The organism is Streptomyces sp. CB01249 (genome assembly GCF_001905735.1).
In the GTDB taxonomy this organism is placed as follows: domain Bacteria; phylum Actinomycetota; class Actinomycetes; order Streptomycetales; family Streptomycetaceae; genus Streptomyces.
In genome coordinates this window covers 824,779-841,781 of the sequence record NZ_LISW01000003.1, presented here as the reverse complement: position 1 = coordinate 841,781, position 17,003 = coordinate 824,779, and the positions used below count along the sequence as shown (strand labels likewise).

The 17,003-nt window shown below is 73.0% G+C and carries 9 protein-coding genes; 4 read left to right on the top strand and 5 right to left on the bottom strand.

Annotated features, from left to right (window positions below):
• The first annotated feature begins 203 nt into the window (after positions 1-203).
• From AMK18_RS19450 to AMK18_RS19435, 4 genes are all read left to right on the top strand, one after another.
• Positions 204-3,728 carry a bifunctional glycosyltransferase/CDP-glycerol:glycerophosphate glycerophosphotransferase gene (locus tag AMK18_RS19450; protein ID WP_443333227.1) on the top strand — a complete coding sequence of 1,175 codons (3,525 nt, stop codon included), beginning with the start codon at positions 204-206 and terminating at the stop codon, positions 3,726-3,728.
• Positions 3,729-3,873: 145 nt separating this feature from the next.
• On the top strand, positions 3,874-5,091 hold the full coding sequence (locus AMK18_RS19445; RefSeq protein WP_073863709.1) for a glycosyltransferase family 39 protein: 1,218 nt from the start codon (positions 3,874-3,876) through the stop codon (positions 5,089-5,091).
• 40 nt (positions 5,092-5,131) lie between these two features.
• Positions 5,132-6,646 carry a bifunctional glycosyltransferase/class I SAM-dependent methyltransferase gene (locus AMK18_RS19440; protein WP_073863708.1) on the top strand — a complete coding sequence of 505 codons (1,515 nt, stop codon included), beginning with the start codon at positions 5,132-5,134 and terminating at the stop codon, positions 6,644-6,646.
• A gap of 70 nt (positions 6,647-6,716) precedes the next feature.
• Positions 6,717-7,091: an EamA family transporter gene (locus AMK18_RS19435; RefSeq protein WP_202532935.1), complete on the top strand. Its 375-nt coding sequence runs from the start codon at positions 6,717-6,719 to the stop codon at positions 7,089-7,091.
• Positions 7,092-7,165: 74 nt separating this feature from the next.
• Here the strand turns inward: AMK18_RS19435 and AMK18_RS19430 are convergent, their stop codons facing one another.
• From AMK18_RS19430 to AMK18_RS19410, 5 genes are all read right to left on the bottom strand, one after another.
• Positions 7,166-9,322 carry a bifunctional glycosyltransferase/CDP-glycerol:glycerophosphate glycerophosphotransferase gene (locus tag AMK18_RS19430; RefSeq protein WP_026171215.1) on the bottom strand — a complete coding sequence of 719 codons (2,157 nt, stop codon included), beginning with the start codon at positions 9,320-9,322 and terminating at the stop codon, positions 7,166-7,168.
• Positions 9,323-9,634: 312 nt separating this feature from the next.
• Positions 9,635-10,510: a carbohydrate ABC transporter permease gene (locus tag AMK18_RS19425; RefSeq protein WP_018100807.1), complete on the bottom strand. Its 876-nt coding sequence runs from the start codon at positions 10,508-10,510 to the stop codon at positions 9,635-9,637.
• Entirely contained in the window at positions 10,507-11,793 is a 1,287-nt protein-coding gene (locus tag AMK18_RS19420; RefSeq protein WP_018100806.1) for a carbohydrate ABC transporter permease, read from the bottom strand. Before AMK18_RS19420 ends, AMK18_RS19425 begins: the two co-directional genes overlap by 4 nt.
• 133 nt (positions 11,794-11,926) lie before the next feature.
• Positions 11,927-13,297 (bottom strand): ABC transporter substrate-binding protein, encoded by a 1,371-nt coding sequence (locus AMK18_RS19415; RefSeq protein ID WP_198957035.1) that lies wholly within the window; start codon positions 13,295-13,297, stop codon positions 11,927-11,929.
• Between the two features lie 287 nt (positions 13,298-13,584).
• Positions 13,585-16,953 (bottom strand): FHA domain-containing protein, encoded by a 3,369-nt coding sequence (locus tag AMK18_RS19410; protein ID WP_073863706.1) that lies wholly within the window; start codon positions 16,951-16,953, stop codon positions 13,585-13,587.
• Positions 16,954-17,003 lie beyond the last annotated feature (50 nt).

Here is a 17,003-nt window from a genome sequence, read left to right as displayed (position 1 = left end):
GTGTGCCAGCGTGCTTGTAGGGGTCACCCTTCGATCGGTTAATCTGGTGGGCGGGCCGCCCACCGGGCCTTCCGGAGCATGTGCACGGGGCGAGCACGGTGCAGGCGCAGTCACTCGTTCGGGACCGTAACCGGTGACCCCCGACCGCCCCTGCGGTTGAGCCCTACGGATAGCCAGGCCCTTGATGAACGGACGTGCTCAACATGCCGCCACGGCTCAGTGTCGTTGTCCCCGTCTACAACGTGGAACTCTTCCTGACGGACTGTCTGAAGTCCCTCGCGGAGCAGACCATGACCGACCTCGAGGTGGTGATGGTCGACGACGGGTCCACCGACGGCAGCGCCGCGCTGGCGGCCGAGTTCGCCGCGAGCGACGACCGCTTCAAGCTGGTCAGGCAGAAGAACGGCGGACTGGGGCACGCCCGTAACACCGGCTTCCGCAACGCCCACCCGGAGAGCCGCTACCTGGCCTTCTGCGACAGCGACGACATCATCCCGCCGAACGCCTACGAGCTGCTGGTCGAATCGCTGGAGGAGACCGGCTCGGACCTGGCGTCCGGCAACGTCCTGCGGCTGCGCGCCGGCGGCAAGCTGGTGCAGTCGCCGATGTTCCGCAAGCCGATGGCCACCACGCGCCAGCGCACCCACGTCTCGCGCGACCTGGACCTCCTCGGCGACCGCATCGCCTGCAACAAGGTCTTCCGCCGCTCCTTCTGGGACAAGCACGAGTTCGCCTTCCCGGTCGGCGCGCTGTACGAGGACATCCCCGTCGTGCTGCCCGCCCACTTCCTGGCCGGCTCGGTCGACATCGTCAAGGACCCCGTCTACTACTGGCGCGACCGCCCCGGCTCCATCACCACCAGCCGGGCCGTCGTCCGCGGCATCCACGACCGCGTCGCCCACGTCCAGGGCGTGTCCGAGTTCCTGGCGGAGAACCGCACCCCCGCCGACAAGAACCACTACGAGGCGCACGCGCTGGCCAACGACCTCTGGTACTTCATGGAGGTCCTGCCGGACGGTGACCAGGAGTACCGGGACGCGTTCCTCACGTACACCAACAAGTTCATCGACCAGGTCGACCCCTCGGTGCTCGACGGGCTGCCGCTGCGCCTGCGCGTGATGTGGTACCTGGTGCGCGAGCACCGCATGGACGAGCTGCTGGCGCTGCTCCTCCAGGAGAAGCGGGAGCCCGGCGCGTTCGAGGTCAGCGGCATGCGCAAGCGTGTGGCCCACTACCCCGTGCTCACCCGGCCGCTGCCCGCCCCCGTGGCGCGCGTCGGCGACCGCGACCTGCCGCTCGCCGCCCGGCTGCGCGACGCCCAGTGGCGCGACGGCAAGCTGCACCTCAGCGGCTACGCGTACATCCGCAACCTGCCGGTCAGCTCCGGGGCCAGTGAGTTCCGGATCGGCTGGCTGCGCGCCGGCCGCCGCCACGTCGTCCCGCTCCGGCTGCGCCGCACCGACGAGCCCGAGGCCACCGCCCGCTCCCGGCAGAGCCTGCACGACTACCACCGCGCCGGTTTCGAGACCTCCGTGGACGCCTCCAAGCTCCGCATCCAGGGAGACAGCGGCCCCAAGCAGCTCACCTTCCAGTTCCAGGTGGGCATCGCCCGGGGCGGTCTGCTGCGCCGCTCCTTCCCCTCGGTCCGCGAGGCGTCCGTCGCGCCGCCCGTCCACCGCCCCGACGGCGACCACCGCATCGCTTCCGCCTTCGAGGGCGACAAGCTGGTGCTGCACTCCGAGCGCGTCGACGCCCGCTTCGAGACCCACGGCCCGGGCGAGCGGCCCGGCACCGTCAAGGTGTCCGGCGTGGTCCGCGCCCGCCTCGTCAAGGACGAGCTGACCCTGGTCCTGACGCACGGCGCCAGCAAGACCACCGTCGAGGTCCCCGTCACCGTGGGCACCGGCGCGGGCGCCGGCTGGAACCGCTTCACCGCCGAGCTGCCGCTCGCCGCGGTCGAGGAGAACCGCCCCACCGGCGAGGACGCCCCGAAGAACGTCGCGTACAGCATCCACCTCGTCGGTACGGGCCTGAAGGCGTCGCTCGACGCCCCCGGCTCGGTCCACCCCGGCCGCTACCCGCTCGCCGACGGTTCGGACGGCGGCCGCCGCGAGCTGGCCCTCACCGTCAGCGCGCGCGGCAACCTGGTGATCGGCGACCGCCCCGTGCAGCCCGCCGTCGAGCTGGCCAGCTGGACGGACGACGGCCGGCTCTTCCTGGAGGGCACCTACCCCGAGGACCCGGCCCACCCGGTCGAGCTGATCGCGCAGAACAGCGCCCACCGCGAGGAGCAGGTCTTCCCGGTCGAGTTCACCGGACCGGAGAGCGCCCGCCGCTTCCGGGCCGAGCTGCGGCCGGACGCCGTGGAGGGACCGGGCGGCGCCGTGCCGCTCGGCGAGGGCAACTGGTACTTCTTCTTCCGGGACAAGGGCGCCGCCGACGAGAGCGGAGACCGCGCGCTGCGGCTCCCCGCCTCCGCCTTCCACACCCTGCCCGCCACCCGCACGCTCGGCGGCCGCGACTACACCCTGGAGCGCCGCTTCGGCGACCAGCTCCTCGTCGTCTCCGGCTCCGTGCTCAGCGCCGCCGAGCGCGGCCCGCGCGCCAAGCGCCTGCTGAGCGAGGCGTACGCGGCCCAGCGCTCCGAGCCGCTGCGCGCGGCCGCGCTCTACAGCACCTTCGACGGCCGCCAGTACTCGGACTCGCCGCGCGCGGTGTACGAGGAGCTGGTGCGCCGGGGCACCGAGGTGGAGCACATCTGGGTCGTCCGCGACCAGCAGGCGATCGTCCCCGAGGGCACCACCGCCGTCGAGCAGGGCTCGGCCGCCTGGCACGAGGCGCTGGCCCGCAGCCGCTACATCGTCACCAACACGCAGCTGCCCGAGTGGTTCGTGCGCCGCGAGGACCAGACGGTCGTCCAGACCTGGCACGGCACCCCGCTCAAGCGCATCGGCCTCGAACTCGCGGGCACCGCCCAGGCGAACGCCGGGTACATCGCGACCCTCGCCGAGCGGGCCAAGCAGTGGAACTTCCTGGTCTCGCCGAACACGTACTCCACGCCCGTCCTGCGCCGCTCCTTCGGCTTCGAGGGCGAGGTGCTGGAGTGCGGCTACCCGCGCAACGACATCTTCCACGCCGCGGACCGCGCCAAGGTCGCCACCGCGGTGCGCGAGAAGCTGGGCATCCCGGCCGGCAAGCGCGTCGTCCTGTACGCACCGACGTGGCGCGAGGACCAGCGCCTCGGCGGCGGGCGCTACTCGCTCGGCCTCCAGCTCGACCTGGCCGCCGCCGAGCGCGAACTCGGCGAGGACACCGTGCTCCTGGTGCGCCGCCACTACATGGTCACCGACCGGCTCCCGGACAGCGGTACGGGCTTCGTCAAGGACGTCTCGCGCTACCCGGACGTCGGCGAGCTCATGCTCATCAGCGACGCCCTGGTCACCGACTACTCCTCGCTGATGTTCGACTTCGCCCAGACCGGGCGGCCGATGCTCTTCCACACGTACGACCTGGAGCACTACCGCGACACGCTGCGCGGGTTCAGCTTCGACTTCGAGAAGCGGGCGCCCGGACCCCTGATCCCGGGCTCCGACGACCTGATCGCCGCGCTGAAGGACCCGGAGAAGGCCATCGCCGGACACGCCAAGGCGTACGAGCAGTTCCGGCACGACTTCTGCGACCTGGACGACGGCCGGGCCACCGCCCGCGTGGTCGACCGCATGCTGTAGCCGCCCCTGAGGGAGCCACGATGCCCGGCCGGTCCGCACCGGCCGGGCATCGGCGTTTCCGGGGCCGGTGTTTACGCCACGGTGACGATTCGCTGCGTCGCATAGCGTCGCCGCCTTGCTACGTTCTGCTTTCATGGGTATCCGAATGTGGGGCGAAACGGACGTGCGGCGGGCCAGGGCCGCCGTGCTCGTCGCGGCGACCGCGGGCCTCCTCACCCGCATGATCATCGCGGCCAACTCGCCCGGCCCCGCCGACGTGCGGATCTTCGCGGGGTTCGCGAAGGCCATCACCGGGTACGGCCCCGTCCGCATCTACGCGCACCCGCTGCCCGGGCTCCCCGTCTACAACCACCCGCCGCTGGCCGGGTGGATGCTGCTGGGCCTCGACCGCCTCACCGAACTCGGCTTCTCCTTCGCCACGCTGATCCGCGTCCCCGCGTCGGCCGCCGACTTCGCCTGCGCGGTCCTCGTGTTCGAGATCGTCCGCCGCCGCGCCACCGTGCGCACCGCGATGCTCTGCGGCATCGGCGTCGCCGTCAGCCCGGTGCTCATCGCGACCTCCGGCTACCACGGCAACACCGACGCGGTCGCCGTCGCCTTCGCGCTGGCCGCCGCCCACCTCCTGGCCGACCGGAAGGCGCCGCTCGCGGCGGGACTCGCGGCGGCGCTCTCGATCAGCGTCAAGTTCATCCCGGTCGTGGTGATCCCGGCCCTCTTCGTCGCCGCGCTGCGCGGCGGGCGGCCGGTCCTGGTCCGCTTCGCCGCCGGGTTCGCCGGGGTCACCGCGCTCGTGTGGGGACCGGCGCTCGTGACCGTGCCCCTGGACCTGACGCACAACGTCCTGGAGTACGCGGGCGGCAGCTACCGGCTGTGGGGGCTCGTCCGGTTCGCGGACGTCCTCGGGATGCCCGAGCCGGTCATCGCCTTCATGCAGGGCGGCGGCCACTTCCTCTTCGTGCTGCTCTGCGTGGCCGCCGGGATCCGGCTCGCCTGGCTGCGGCCCGCCGAGGCGCCCGGCGTCGTCGCCGTCACGCTGGGGCTGCTGCTGCTCCTCTCCACCGCGTCCGGACTCCAGTACCTGACCTGGGCCGCCGCCGGGATGTTCGTGCTCGGCCCGGTCGAAGGGTTCGCGTACAGCGCGGTCGTCGGCCTGGTCGCCGTCCTCGGCTACAGCGGGCGGTCCGCCGTGCGCTGGAGCGAGCCCGTGCTGTACCTGGGCGCGGCCGGCTGGTTCGTCCTGGCGGCGGGCCTGCTCACCGGCGCCCGCCGCATCCTCGCCACGCCCCCGGACGCCCTCCCCGCCGAGCGGGCAACGGTCTCCGCACCCCGTACGGAATTCCGCTCCTGCTCCACCGTCGACTGATCCCGCAACCCCGTCCCCGACCGCAACTGGAGAACGCCCCGTGAAGGAAAGCCCGAGCCCCAGGATCGGCATCCTGGTGGTCGCGTACAACGCGGAGACAACGCTGGAGAAGACCCTCGACCGGATCCCGGAGGACTTCCGGTCGCGGATCGAAGAGATCCTCATCCTCGACGACGCGAGTCACGACGCCACCTTCACGGCGGGCTGCCGCTGGTCGCAGGCCGAGGGCATGCCCCGCACCGTCGTGATGCGGCACACCAAGAACCTCGGCTACGGCGGCAACCAGAAGGCCGGATACGCGCTGGCCGCCGAGCACGGACTCGACATCATCGTGCTGCTGCACGGCGACGGGCAGTACGCCCCCGAGCTGCTGCCCGAGATGGTCGCACCGATCGAACGCGGCGAGTGCGAAGCCGTGTTCGGGTCCCGGATGATGACGTCCGGCAGCGCGCTCAAGGGCGGCATGCCGATGTACAAGTGGCTCGGCAACCGCATCCTCACCCGGCTGGAGAACGGCCTCCTGGGCTCGGACCTCACCGAATTCCACTCCGGCTACCGCGCGTACAGCGTCGCGGCCCTCAAGCAGCTGCCGGTCGACCGGAACACCGACGCCTTCGACTTCGACACCCAGATCATCGTGCAGCTGCTGAACGCGGGCATGCGGATCAAGGAGATCCCCGTCCCCACCTACTACGGCGACGAGATCTGCTACGTCAACGGCATGAAGTACGCCAAGGACGTGGTCAAGGACGTCCTCGAATACCGGCTGGCCGTCAAGGGGTTCGGGACCTGCCGGTGGATCCCCAAGCCCGTCGAGTACGCCTTCAAGGAGGGCGACGGCTCCTCGCACGCGGTCATCCTGGACAAGATGCGCGCGCTGCCCCCCGGCCGCGTCCTCGACCTCGGCTGCTCCGGCGGGCTGTTCGCCGAGCGGCTGGAGTCCCTGGGCCACGAGGTGACCGGCGTCGACTACGTGGAGGTGCCCGGCGTCCGCGACCGGTGCAGCCACTTCCACCTCGCCAACCTGGAGAAGGGGCTGCCCGCCGAGGCCGGAACCGGCTTCGACTACGTGGTGGCCGGTGACGTCATCGAGCACCTGTCACGCCCCGAACGCGTCCTCGCCGAGGCGGCGTCCGTGCTGCGGCCGGGCGGCCGGATGCTGCTGTCCGTTCCCAACTTCAGCCACTGGTACTCCCGGCTGCGGGTCGCCGTCGGCGCCTTCGACTACGACCGCCGGGGCATCCTCGACGAAACGCATCTGCGCTTCTTCACCCGGGCCAGCCTGCGCCGCACCGTGCGCGCCGCCGGCTACGACGTCCTCGAACTCTCCTCCACCGGCGCGCCGTTCTGGTCGCTGCTCGGCCGGGGACCGCTCGCCGCCGTGCTCGGCGGGGCGTCGAGGCTGCTGACCCGCGTCCGGCCGACGCTGTTCGGCTATCAGCACGTCGCGCTGCTCACCCCGCACGCGGCCGAGACGATCATCGCTGGAGAGCACGTCGATGTACAGGACATCCTCAACCGACAGTACGTCCCCGCCGACCGGGTCGGTGTCTGAGGCGCCCCGCCCCGGACCCGCGCCCGCCCCGGCGCCCGAACCCCCCGCCCCCGCAGTCAGGAGCAAGTCCTTGACCCTCCCCAGTGTGCTGCTGCTCCTGTTCGCCGTGTTCTCGTCGGCGGGCGGCCAGATCATGCTCAAGCACGGGATGAAGGGCGCCGCGGCCGCCGCCGGGCGCGACGGCGGTTCCGTCGCCCTGCGTGCCGCGGGCAGCCCCTGGGTCGTGTTCGGGCTGCTGGTCTTCGCGGTGTCCGCGCTCGCCTGGATGACGACGCTGGCCAAGGTGCCGCTCTCCGTCGCGTACCCCTTCAACGCGCTCGGCTACCTGCTGATCGTGCTGGCCGGGGCGACCGTGCTGCACGAGCGGACCTCGCTGTGGACCTGGGGCGGCTCGCTGCTCGTGGTGGTCGGCCTGATCACGGTCATGGCCGGTCAGCAGGGCTAGCGACGGTACGCCGAGGGGCCCGCCGCCGGAACGTTCCGGTGACGGGCCCCTCGGCGTCGTACGGGTCGTACGGCTCAGGCGTCCTCGCCCAGCAGCACCCGGCGCACCACGCGCTCGGCGGCGCGGCCGTCGTCGTACGGGCAGAAACGCTCCTTGAACGCCTTCAGCAGCGCCTCGTTCTCCGGGCTGTTCCAGCTGCCGTCGGTGAAGATCGCCGCCAGCTGGTCCGTGTCCGTGGCCACGGCACCCGGCGTCTCGCCCGGCTGCCCGGACAGCAGGTCGAAGACGACACCGCGGACCGTGCGGTACGTCTCCCAGTCCGGGGCCAGGATCACGATCGGGCGGTTCAGGTGGGCGTAGTCGAACATCACCGAGGAGTAGTCGGTGACCAGCGCGTCCGCCGCCAGGCACAGGTCCTCGACGCGCGGGTACGTGGAGACGTCGATGACCGACGCGTTCTCCGGGAGGCCCGAGCCGCCGTAGAAGTAGTGGGCGCGCATCAGGACCACGGTGTCCGGGCCGACGGCCGCGCAGAACCGGTCCAGGTCCAGGCGGTTGGTGAAGCCCGCCTCGTAGTCGCGGTGGGTCGGCGCGTAGAGCACGGCACGCTGGCCGGGGCGGATGCCCAGGTCCTCGCGGATCTTGGCGATCTGCTCCTCGGTGGCCGTCGCGAAGACGTCGTTGCGCGGGTAGCCCGTCTCCAGCGGGCGCGCCGCGCTCGGGTAGGCGCGGGACCACACCTCGGTGGAGTGCGGGTTGGCCGAGACGCTCCAGTCCCAGCGGTCCACGCGCTTCAGCAGCCGGTCGAAGTTGAGGCCCTGGGCGGCGGCCGGGTAGTTCTGCTGGTCCATGCCCATGATCTTCAGCGGGGTGCCGTGGTGGGTCATGACATGGATCTGGCCGGGGCGCTTGACCAGGTGGTCCGGGAAGTTGACGTTGTTGAAGAAGTATGTGGCACGGGCCAGCACCGACCAGTAGCGGCGGGTCCCGGGCACCACGTAGTCGATGCCCTTGGGCACCGAGTCCACGTTCTTCTTCGACACCACCCAGACGCCGTGGATGTCGGGCGCCAGCTCCTTCGCCTTGCGGTAGATCGCCTCCGGGTTGCAGCTCACGCCGCGGTTCCAGTAGGCGGCGTACACGGCCAGCTTCGGGTCCAGGGGCAGCTTGCGCTGCGCCTTGTAGTAGCGCTTGGTGAACTGCTTCTTCGCCTTGGCGCGGGCCGTGCTGGGCGCGGCGCGCAGGCTGCGGCGGGTGGCGAGCGCGGTGTCCAGGGCGCCGAGCGCGGTGTACTTGCCGCCGCCCATCAGCTGCGGGCGCAGCCCCTTGGCGCCGCCGGGGAACTTGAAGCCCTCCGGGCGGTGCGCACCGTGGAACGCGCCGACCGCGCCCACGTACTGCCGGCGGCGCTTGGTCACCGTCGGGTACGCGGACAGCAGCTCCTGCACCGCACGGTCGAAGAGGAGGCCGCGCACATCCTTGAGGGCCGGGCGCGCCTCCACGAAGGTCATCAGCGCGTCGTACGCCTCCACCAGCTCCAGCGGGGTCGAGCCCGTCCGGGGCTCCACGTCGTCCACGAGGCCGGGCAGGTGGCGCTGCTGGCGGTGCTCGACGCAGGCGGTGCCCAGGGTGGCCACCGAGGCGGCGACGGCGACGGTCGCCAGCGCGTACATCCGCTCGCCGTGCGGGCCCGGGCCGAAGGTCACGGTCTCGCGCTCCAGGAGGGCGCGGCGGACCGCGCGGTTCCAGGAGACCGGGGCGATGTCCAGGAGGTCCGGGCGCTTCGCCAGGGTGAACGGGCCCTCGGGCATGCCCTCCAGCTTCTCCAGCGACCGCGTCGAGCGGACCTTGCCGCGGAAGGGGCGCTTCTGGTGGCCGAACAGCAGCACGTCCGGGTCGCCGGTGGCGTCCAGCCGGTCCACGACGGCCTGGAGCGCGCCGGGCAGCTGGACGTAGTGGCCCTCCAGGAAGAGGACGTACTCGCCGGCGGCCTCCTCGATCCCGGCGTTGCGCCGGCCGTGCGCCCCGGCGCCCGGCTCCAGGTGCACGGCCCGGACGCGGCTGTCGCGCGCGGCGAACTCGTCCAGGACCAGGCCCGAGCCGTCCGGTGCGCCGTCGTCCACCCCGATGACCTCGATGTCCGTGAACGACTGCGAGAGCACCGACTCCAGGCACTCGCGCAGACTTCCTCGGGCGCGACGGACAGGGATGATGACACTCAGCCGGGGCATACGGACTCTTTCTCGGACTGTGCGTACTGGGAGAGCACACAGCGTACTGGGGCGGGCTCCGCAGGACGGGTCAGGGGGCGGGCAGGCGTACGAAGGCCGAAGAGACGGGCGCGTCGGGCCCGTGAGCGGTCGACCGCGCGCGGCTGATGAAGGCCCCACTTATCATACTACCCGGGACAGTAAGTGAACCTTGGGCAATACGGTGCGTGCGGGGCCATGACGGGCGCCCCGGAGGCCCGGGATCCCGGGCGCCGCACGGCTGCGGGGCACCCCCGCCGCCCGGCCGGAGTGCCCCGCTCTGTTACGTACCCGCTACTTGACCGCCCCCGCCATCACGCCGGAGACGAACTGGCGCTGGAAGGCGAAGAACACCGCGAGCGGGATCACCATCGAGACGAAGGCGCCCGGCGCCAGCACGTCGATGTTGTTGCCGAACTGGCGCACCTGCTGCTGGAGCGCCACCGTGATCGGCGGGGACCCGGAGTCCGCGAAGATCAGCGCGACCAGCATGTCGTTCCAGACCCACAGGAACTGGAAGATCCCGAGCGAGGCGATCGCCGGACCGCCCAGCGGCATCACGACCCGGGTGAAGAGGCGTATCTCACCCGCCCCGTCCAGCCGCGCCGCCTCCAGGAGCTCCCGGGGGATCTCCGCGAAGAAGTTGCGCAGCAGGAAGATCGCGAACGGGAGCCCGAACGCGGTGTGGAAGAGCACCACACCGAGCGTCGTCTCGAAGATCCCGATCTCGCCGAACAGCTTCGACACCGGGATCAGCGCCACCTGTACGGGGACCACCAGCAGCCCCACGACCAGCAGGAACCACCAGTCGCGGCCGGGGAAGTCCATCCAGGCGAACGCGTATCCCGCGAGTGAGCCGATCACCACGACCAGCAGCGTGGACGGCACGGTGATCATGACCGTGGAGAGCAGGGAGTCCGTGATGGCCGAATTGTCGAGCAGCCGGGAGTAGTTGTCGACGGTCAGCTCGGACGGGGCGGTGAAGACCTGCCACCAGCCGGTCGACGCGATCTTGTCCGGGCTGCGCAGCGAGGAGAGCAGCAGCCCGATCGTCGGCATCAGCCAGAACAGGGCCACCAGGACCAGGACGACCCGCATCACGCCGCCGCCGGCCCGCGCCGCGATCCGCGCGCCCAGCGACCGGGTCGCCGTCGCCGAGGGTGTCGTCATCGGCGCCCCTCCTTCCGTATCCGCCTGATGTTGAAGAGCATCACCGGGATCACCAGCAGCAGCAGGAGTACGGCGATGGCGCTGCCGACCCCGAGATCCGCGTCCGTGCCGAACGAGGACCGGTACAGCTGGAGCGCCAGCACGTTGGCGTCGTCCTGGGACGAGCCCGGCGCGATGATGAACACCAGGTCGAACACCTTCAGCACGTTGATCATCAGCGTGACGAGCACCACCGCGAGGACCGGGGCGAGCATCGGCACCGTGATCCGGCGGAACACCTGCCACTCGTTGGCCCCGTCCACCCGGGCCGCTTCGAGGAGTTCACGCGGCAGACCGGCCAGGCCCGCCGCGATCAGCACCATCGCGAAGCCCGCCCACATCCACACGTAACTCCCGATGATCCCGGGCGTCACGAGCGTCGGGCCGAGCCAGTCCACTCCGTTGTACGGCTCCCTGAAGTTGGCGGCGGGGAGGCGCAGTTCGGCGCCGTCCGCCGCGGCGGGCAGCGTGAACGTGCCGTCCGCCGCCGCCTTGGCGGTCGCGACGACCTCGCCGCCCTTGACGGCCTCCACCTTCAGGCCCTTGAGCCCGAGCTCCTTGGCGTCGATGACGTTGGGCTTGCCGCCGCCGCCCTTGGTGAAGTCCAGCCACGCGGTGCCGGTGACCGCGCCGTCCCCGGCCGCCGCCGGGGCCTTGGCCGGTTTGGCGTCGCCGGGCATCTTCGCCGGGAGCACCCCGACGAGGGGCAGTAGGGCGGGCTGCCCGGCGTGCACGGTCGCCTTCGTCACGAAGGTCCCGCCGCCCGCCGCCTTCAGCGGGGCCACGGGCAGCGGATGCGCCTTCGGGAAGCCCGCGGACTCGGCGAACGTGTCGTGCACGCCCACCCACACCGCGTTGGCGACCCCGCGCTCCGGCGCCTGGTCGTACACCAGCCGGAAGATGATGCCCGCCGCCAGCATGGAGATCGCCATCGGCATGAAGACGATCAGCTTGAAGGCCGTGCCCCAGCGGATGCGCTCGGTCAGGACCGCGAAGATCAGCCCGAGCGCGGTGGAGACCGTCGGCGCGAAGACCACCCAGATCGCGTTGTTCTTGACCGCCGTACGGATGGTGTCGTCCGTGAACAGCGTCTTGTAGTTGTCGATGCCGGCGAAGCCCGTACCCGCCTGGTCGAAGAACGACCGGTAGACGGAGTAGACGATCGGGTACACGACGAGCGCCCCGAGCAGCACCAGCGCGGGCAGCAGGAAGAGCGCCGCGATCACCCGGCGGGTGCCGGTCACGCTCCGGGGCGCGCGCCCCGGGGTCCCGGCCGGGGCGGCCTTCCTGGGGGCGGGCACGGTGGGCCCGCCGGACCGTTGCCTGTCGGCGGGGAGCGCCTCGTCGGCGCCCCCCGCTGCCGCTGTCGTCATGCCGTCAGCTCTTGTACGCCTTGGCCGCGTCGGACTCCAGTTTGGCTTGAGTCCCCGCGATGTCCTTCGGGTTCTTCAGGAAGTCCTGGAGGGTCTTCCACTCGCCCTTCCCGGGCGTCCCGCCGAACGACTGCGGCGCCTGGTCGGACATGTCGAACCGGACGGCCTCCCCGGCCGCGATCAGCGCCTTCGCCATCGTGCGCTGCACGTCGTTCGGGTAAGCGGCCGGGTCCAGGGTCTTGTTCGGCGAGATGAACCCGCCCTGCTCGGCGGCGATCTTCGCGGCGTCCGCGGAGGCGAGCCAGGTCAGCAGGGCCTGGGCGCCCTTGCCGTCCTTCAGCGCGATGGCCGCGTCGCCACCGGTCACCACGGGCGACTCGGCGCCGACCGCGGGGAACGGGAAGACCTTGGCGTCCGTGCCGATCTTCGCCTTCGTCTGCGCGATGTTGACGCCGACGAAGTCGCCCTCGTAGACCATGGCGGCCTTGGGCTGGTCGCCGCCGGTGAAGGTCTGGGTGACCGACGCCGGGAACTCGGTCTGGAGCGCGCCGTCCGCGCCGCCCGCGATCAGGGACGGCTTGCCGAACAGCTGGGCCAGCGTGGTCAGCGCGTCCTTGACGGACGGGTCGGTCCACTTGATCTTGTGCTGGGCGAGCTGGTCGTACTTCTCCGGGCCCGCCTGCGACAGATAGACGTTCTCGAACCAGTCGGTCAGCGTCCAGCCGTCCGCGCCGCCGACCGAGACCGGGGTGACGCCCGAGGCGGACACCGTCTCGGCGGTCGCCAGGAAGTCCTTCCAGGTCTTCGGCTCGCTCGCGCCCGCGTTCTCGAACGCCTTGGTGTTGTACCAGACCAGCGACTTGTTGGCGGCCTTGAAATACACCCCGTACTGGGTGCCGTCCACCGTGCCGAGGTCCTGCCAGACCTGCGCGTAGTTCTTGCTCAGCTGGGCCTTCGCCTCGGCGCCGACCGGCTTCGCCCACTTCTTCGCCACGGCCTGCTGGATCGCCCCGACCTGGGGGATCATCGCGACGTCCGGCGGCTGCCCGCCCGCGATCTTCGTACCGAGGAAGTTGACGATCGGGTCCTGCGCCGGGACGAACGTCACCGTCGCGCCGGTCCGCTTCTCGAACTCCTTGAGGACCTTGACGAAGTTGGCCTGTTCCGGACCCGTCCAGACCGCGGCGACAGAGAGCTTCTCACCGTCCAGTTTCGGTAAGGCGACGGTCGGCGTGGAGCCCTTGCCCGTCGTGGAGCCGCCTTCGTCCGGCTTCTTGTCTCCGCCGTCACCGTCGCCGCCGCAGCCGGTGAGGGCCAGCGCGCCGATGGCGCTGAACACCACGGCCGCTCTGCGAATCCGTAGGGTTGTGCGCATTCCTGCCCCGTCTCTCTGTCCGCGTGCGCCCACCGGGCGCCGGATCGGGTCAGGAAGCCAGCGCTGCCGGTCGTGCGTCACGTCGTCGTGTGCGCACAGTCCTATGCCCGGCGTCCCGGTGCCGCAATACCGTCCTCGGCCCCAAGTCGTTGATCGTGATGCCCTCGTGACGTGGGGTCAGTGCAGGTATCCGGCCATTGGGGGACGATCGGGCCGCCCTGTTCCGGCCCCGCGCGGGGTCGTTCGAGGGCGGCTCCGGCGTGACTCGGGCGCGGCTGGGCGGGCCTTCAGGTGGACAGGGGCGCGAGGGGGAGTGCGTTCACCGAACGCGCCGCCCGTTCCAGGGCGCTGGCGAGCAGGGCCAGGTCCGTCGGTCCGTTGCCCAGCTCGCGGACCGGGCGGCGGGTGGGCGGGTCGCCCATCCGCTCCCACTCCAGCGGGACGACCGTCGGCCGCAGCGTCGCTGTCCGCGGGATGCGCCCGGTCACCCTGCCGCCCTGGAACGGCGTCACCCGCCCGTCCGGATGCCCCAGCCGCCCCCGGCCCGGCGCCGGTTCGTCCGGCGAGGGCGGGACCGCGGGCGGATCGAGCACGATGCGCAGCCGCGCGCCGCGGGCCAGCTCAGTGTCCTCCGTGCGGTCGGGGCGGGCCGAGGCCGCGACCAGGTGGATGCCCAGCCGGCCGCCGTCCCGGGCCACCGCCTCCAGCGCCCGCACCACCGAACCGGCCGCCGGGCGGCCCGGGCTGCCGAGCGCCGGGGCTATCAGCGCGTCGTAGTCGTCCACGAGCACCACCAGCCGGGGCAGCGGCGAGGGGCCCGGGTCCACGGGGCGGCCCGCCCCCGGGCGCAGGCGCAGGGTGCCGCTGAGGGGCGCCTCGATGTCGCCGCGCTGTTCGGGGATGGGCGCGGTCGTGTGCCCGTCCTCGTGGCGGCTGTGCCACTCGGCGAAGTCCAGCTCGCCGAGCAGCTCGGCCCGCCGCTTCACCTCGCCGCCCAGCGCCTGGGCGAACTCCCGCATCCGGACCGGGTCCGAGGCCACCAGGCGCGTGAACGCGTGCGGCAGCTCCGTGCACGGCCCCAGCGACTCGCCGCGCTCGCCGCCTGCCCCGTCGACCAGCACGATGCCCAGCCGGTCCGGCCGGGCGGCGGCCGCCAGCGACGCCGCGACGGCCCGCAGCAGCTCGGTCCGCCCGCTGCCGCCGGGCCCCTCGATGAGCAGGTGCGGCCCCTCGTCCGCGAGATCCACGCTCACCGGCCCGCGCGGCCCGGCCCCGAGCACGACGACGGGCCGCCCGGCATGGACGGCCGGTCGTACGGCGGTACGCGTGGCGGTCTGCGTCCCCCCGGCCCCGTCGCCGCCCCGCGCGGCGACCTGGGGCGCATCGGCCTGCCGGGGACCGCTGACCCGGGTGCGGCCGGAGCCGGCGGTGGTGTCGGGGTACGCGGTGCGGCCGGAGTCGCCCGTGGCCGCACCGGGATACGGGGTGCGGCCCGAGCCGGTCGTCGTGCTGTCGGGGTACAGGGTCCGGCCGGAGTCGCCGGTGCCGGTGCGGGGGTACGGGGTGCGGCCCGAGCCCGTGGTGGTGCTGTCGGGGTACGGGGTGCGGCCGGAGTCGCCGGTGCCCGGATACGGGGTGCGCCCCGAGCCCGTCGTCGTCGCGGAGGGGTACGCCGTGCGGCCCGAGTCCGGCGCTTCCGCCGCCGTGCGTTGCGCGCCCACCCGGGGCGTCGCGCGGTCGTCCGCCGTGGACGCCCAGCGGGCCATCAGGGAGGCCGGGGTGGCGCGGGCCAGGCCCAGCTCGTCCAGGAGGCGGGCGGACGGCGGGAGCGCCACCGGCACCTGGCGGCCCGGCAGCGCGGCCGAGCCCTCCGCGCGCAGCGGGGCCAGCGCCCGGGCGAACCGCTGCGCCCAGTGCGCCGACACCGCGTCCACCGAGGCCACCGTGCCGTGGCCCGCGGCCCGGCCGCCCGCCGTGCGCAGCAGCCGCAGGGCCGTCGCCACGTCACCGCTCAGCATCCCGACGGCCCCGCACTCGCGGAAGGCGATCGACGCGTGGCAGGCGGCCTCGTACGTCGCGGCGACCGGCGAGGTGGGTGTCGCGGCCGGGGTCTCGGCCAGACAGATCAGATGGACGCCCGCCGCCGCACCGGCCGCGGCCAGCCGGGCCGTGTGCTCGCGGAGGACCGCCGCGCCGGGGTCGCCGTCGAGGATCACCACCGTGAACGGGCCCTCGTGAGCGCGGGCGGCCTCGGCGACCGTAGCCGCGTCCTGGCTCGCCCAGCCGGGGCCGAGGGGCCCGTCGTCCAGTCGGCGGACCAGTTCGGCGGTGCGGGCGAGCGCCTGGTCGCGGTCGTACGCGACGAGCAGGCGGCAGTCCTGGCCGTGCATCGGGCGCAGATGGGGCAGCCAGCCCAGCCAGGCCCACTCGCGCCGCCGCTCCTCCGTGGTCCGCGCCCGGTCCGTGCTGATCAGCACGATCTCCAGGTCGGCGGGGGAGTGCAGTGCGGCCAGCTGGGCCACGGCGGACCGGGCGAGCCCGGCCAGCCGCTCCCGGGGCCCGGCGAGCCCCAGCGAACCGGCCTCGCGCAGGCTCACGGTCACCGGCACGGCGGGCAGGTCGGCCCGGTCGGTGGTGCCCAGCCGGACCACCAGCGCCTCCGGGTGCGCGGGGTCGCGCTCCCACAGCCGGGGGCCCGGGCCGAGCGCGGTCAGCAGGACGGCGGCCGGATCCGGCCAGGTGCCCTCGGGGGCGGTGGGCAGCGAGGTGAACGTCTCGGGGACGGCCGGGACCGGCTCGGCGGGGGCGCTCGCGGGCACCGGTTCGGCCCGGGCGCCCTTGAGCCGTCGGGCCCAGGCCCCTATGCCGCCGCGCCGGGGCGCCTCCTGCTCCGGGAAGCGGCCCGGGTGCCCGGCGGAGGACCCGGGCCGGGCCTCGGGCTCGTCCGGCGCGGGCCGGTCGTGGGCGGGCCGGGCGGCCTCGGGGGCCGGGGCGGCCGGCGGGGCCGGGACCCGGGCCACCCGGAGGTGGCCCTCGCCGTCCGGGGTCGTGGGCAGCACCGGAGGGCGCGCGCCCGAGGCCAGCCGGAGCGTCGACTCGCCGAGCCGCAGCAGCGCCCCCGGGGCCAGCCGGACCGGGCGGTCGTGGACCTCGGCCCCGTCCAGCGAGGTGCCGTTGGTGGAGCCCAGGTCGGCGACCGTGACCCGGCCGTCCTCGGAGACCGTCACCTCGCAGTGCAGCCGGGACACGTCGGGGTCGTCCAGCGGGACATCGGCCTCGGCCGAGCGGCCGACGCGGACCGTGCCGCCGTGCAGCAGGTGGACCCCGCCCGCGTCGGGACCGGCGACCACCTGGAGCTGGGCGGGGACCGCGTCGTCCGCGGTCTCGTCCTCGCCGGGCGCCTGGAGCGAGAGCACCGCGCCGTCGACCAGGGGCGGCTCACCGAGGGCGCAGCGCTGGGCGTCCAGCCGCTCCCGGCCCGCGAAGAGCACCACCGCGCCGCTGCCGAGGGAGCCGTCGGGACCGGCGACGGCCATGGCCAGGCCCGAGGCGACGGAGGCCAGCGCCGTCCCCGCGGGGGCGGTGACCAGCACGTCGCAGGCGCGCGCCGGGGTCTGGCCGCTGGGCGGCGCGAGGACGGTCAGCCGGATCTGCATCGCCGTCAGCGGTCCCTTCTGCGCGCGGTGCCGGCCGGGGGAACGCCCTG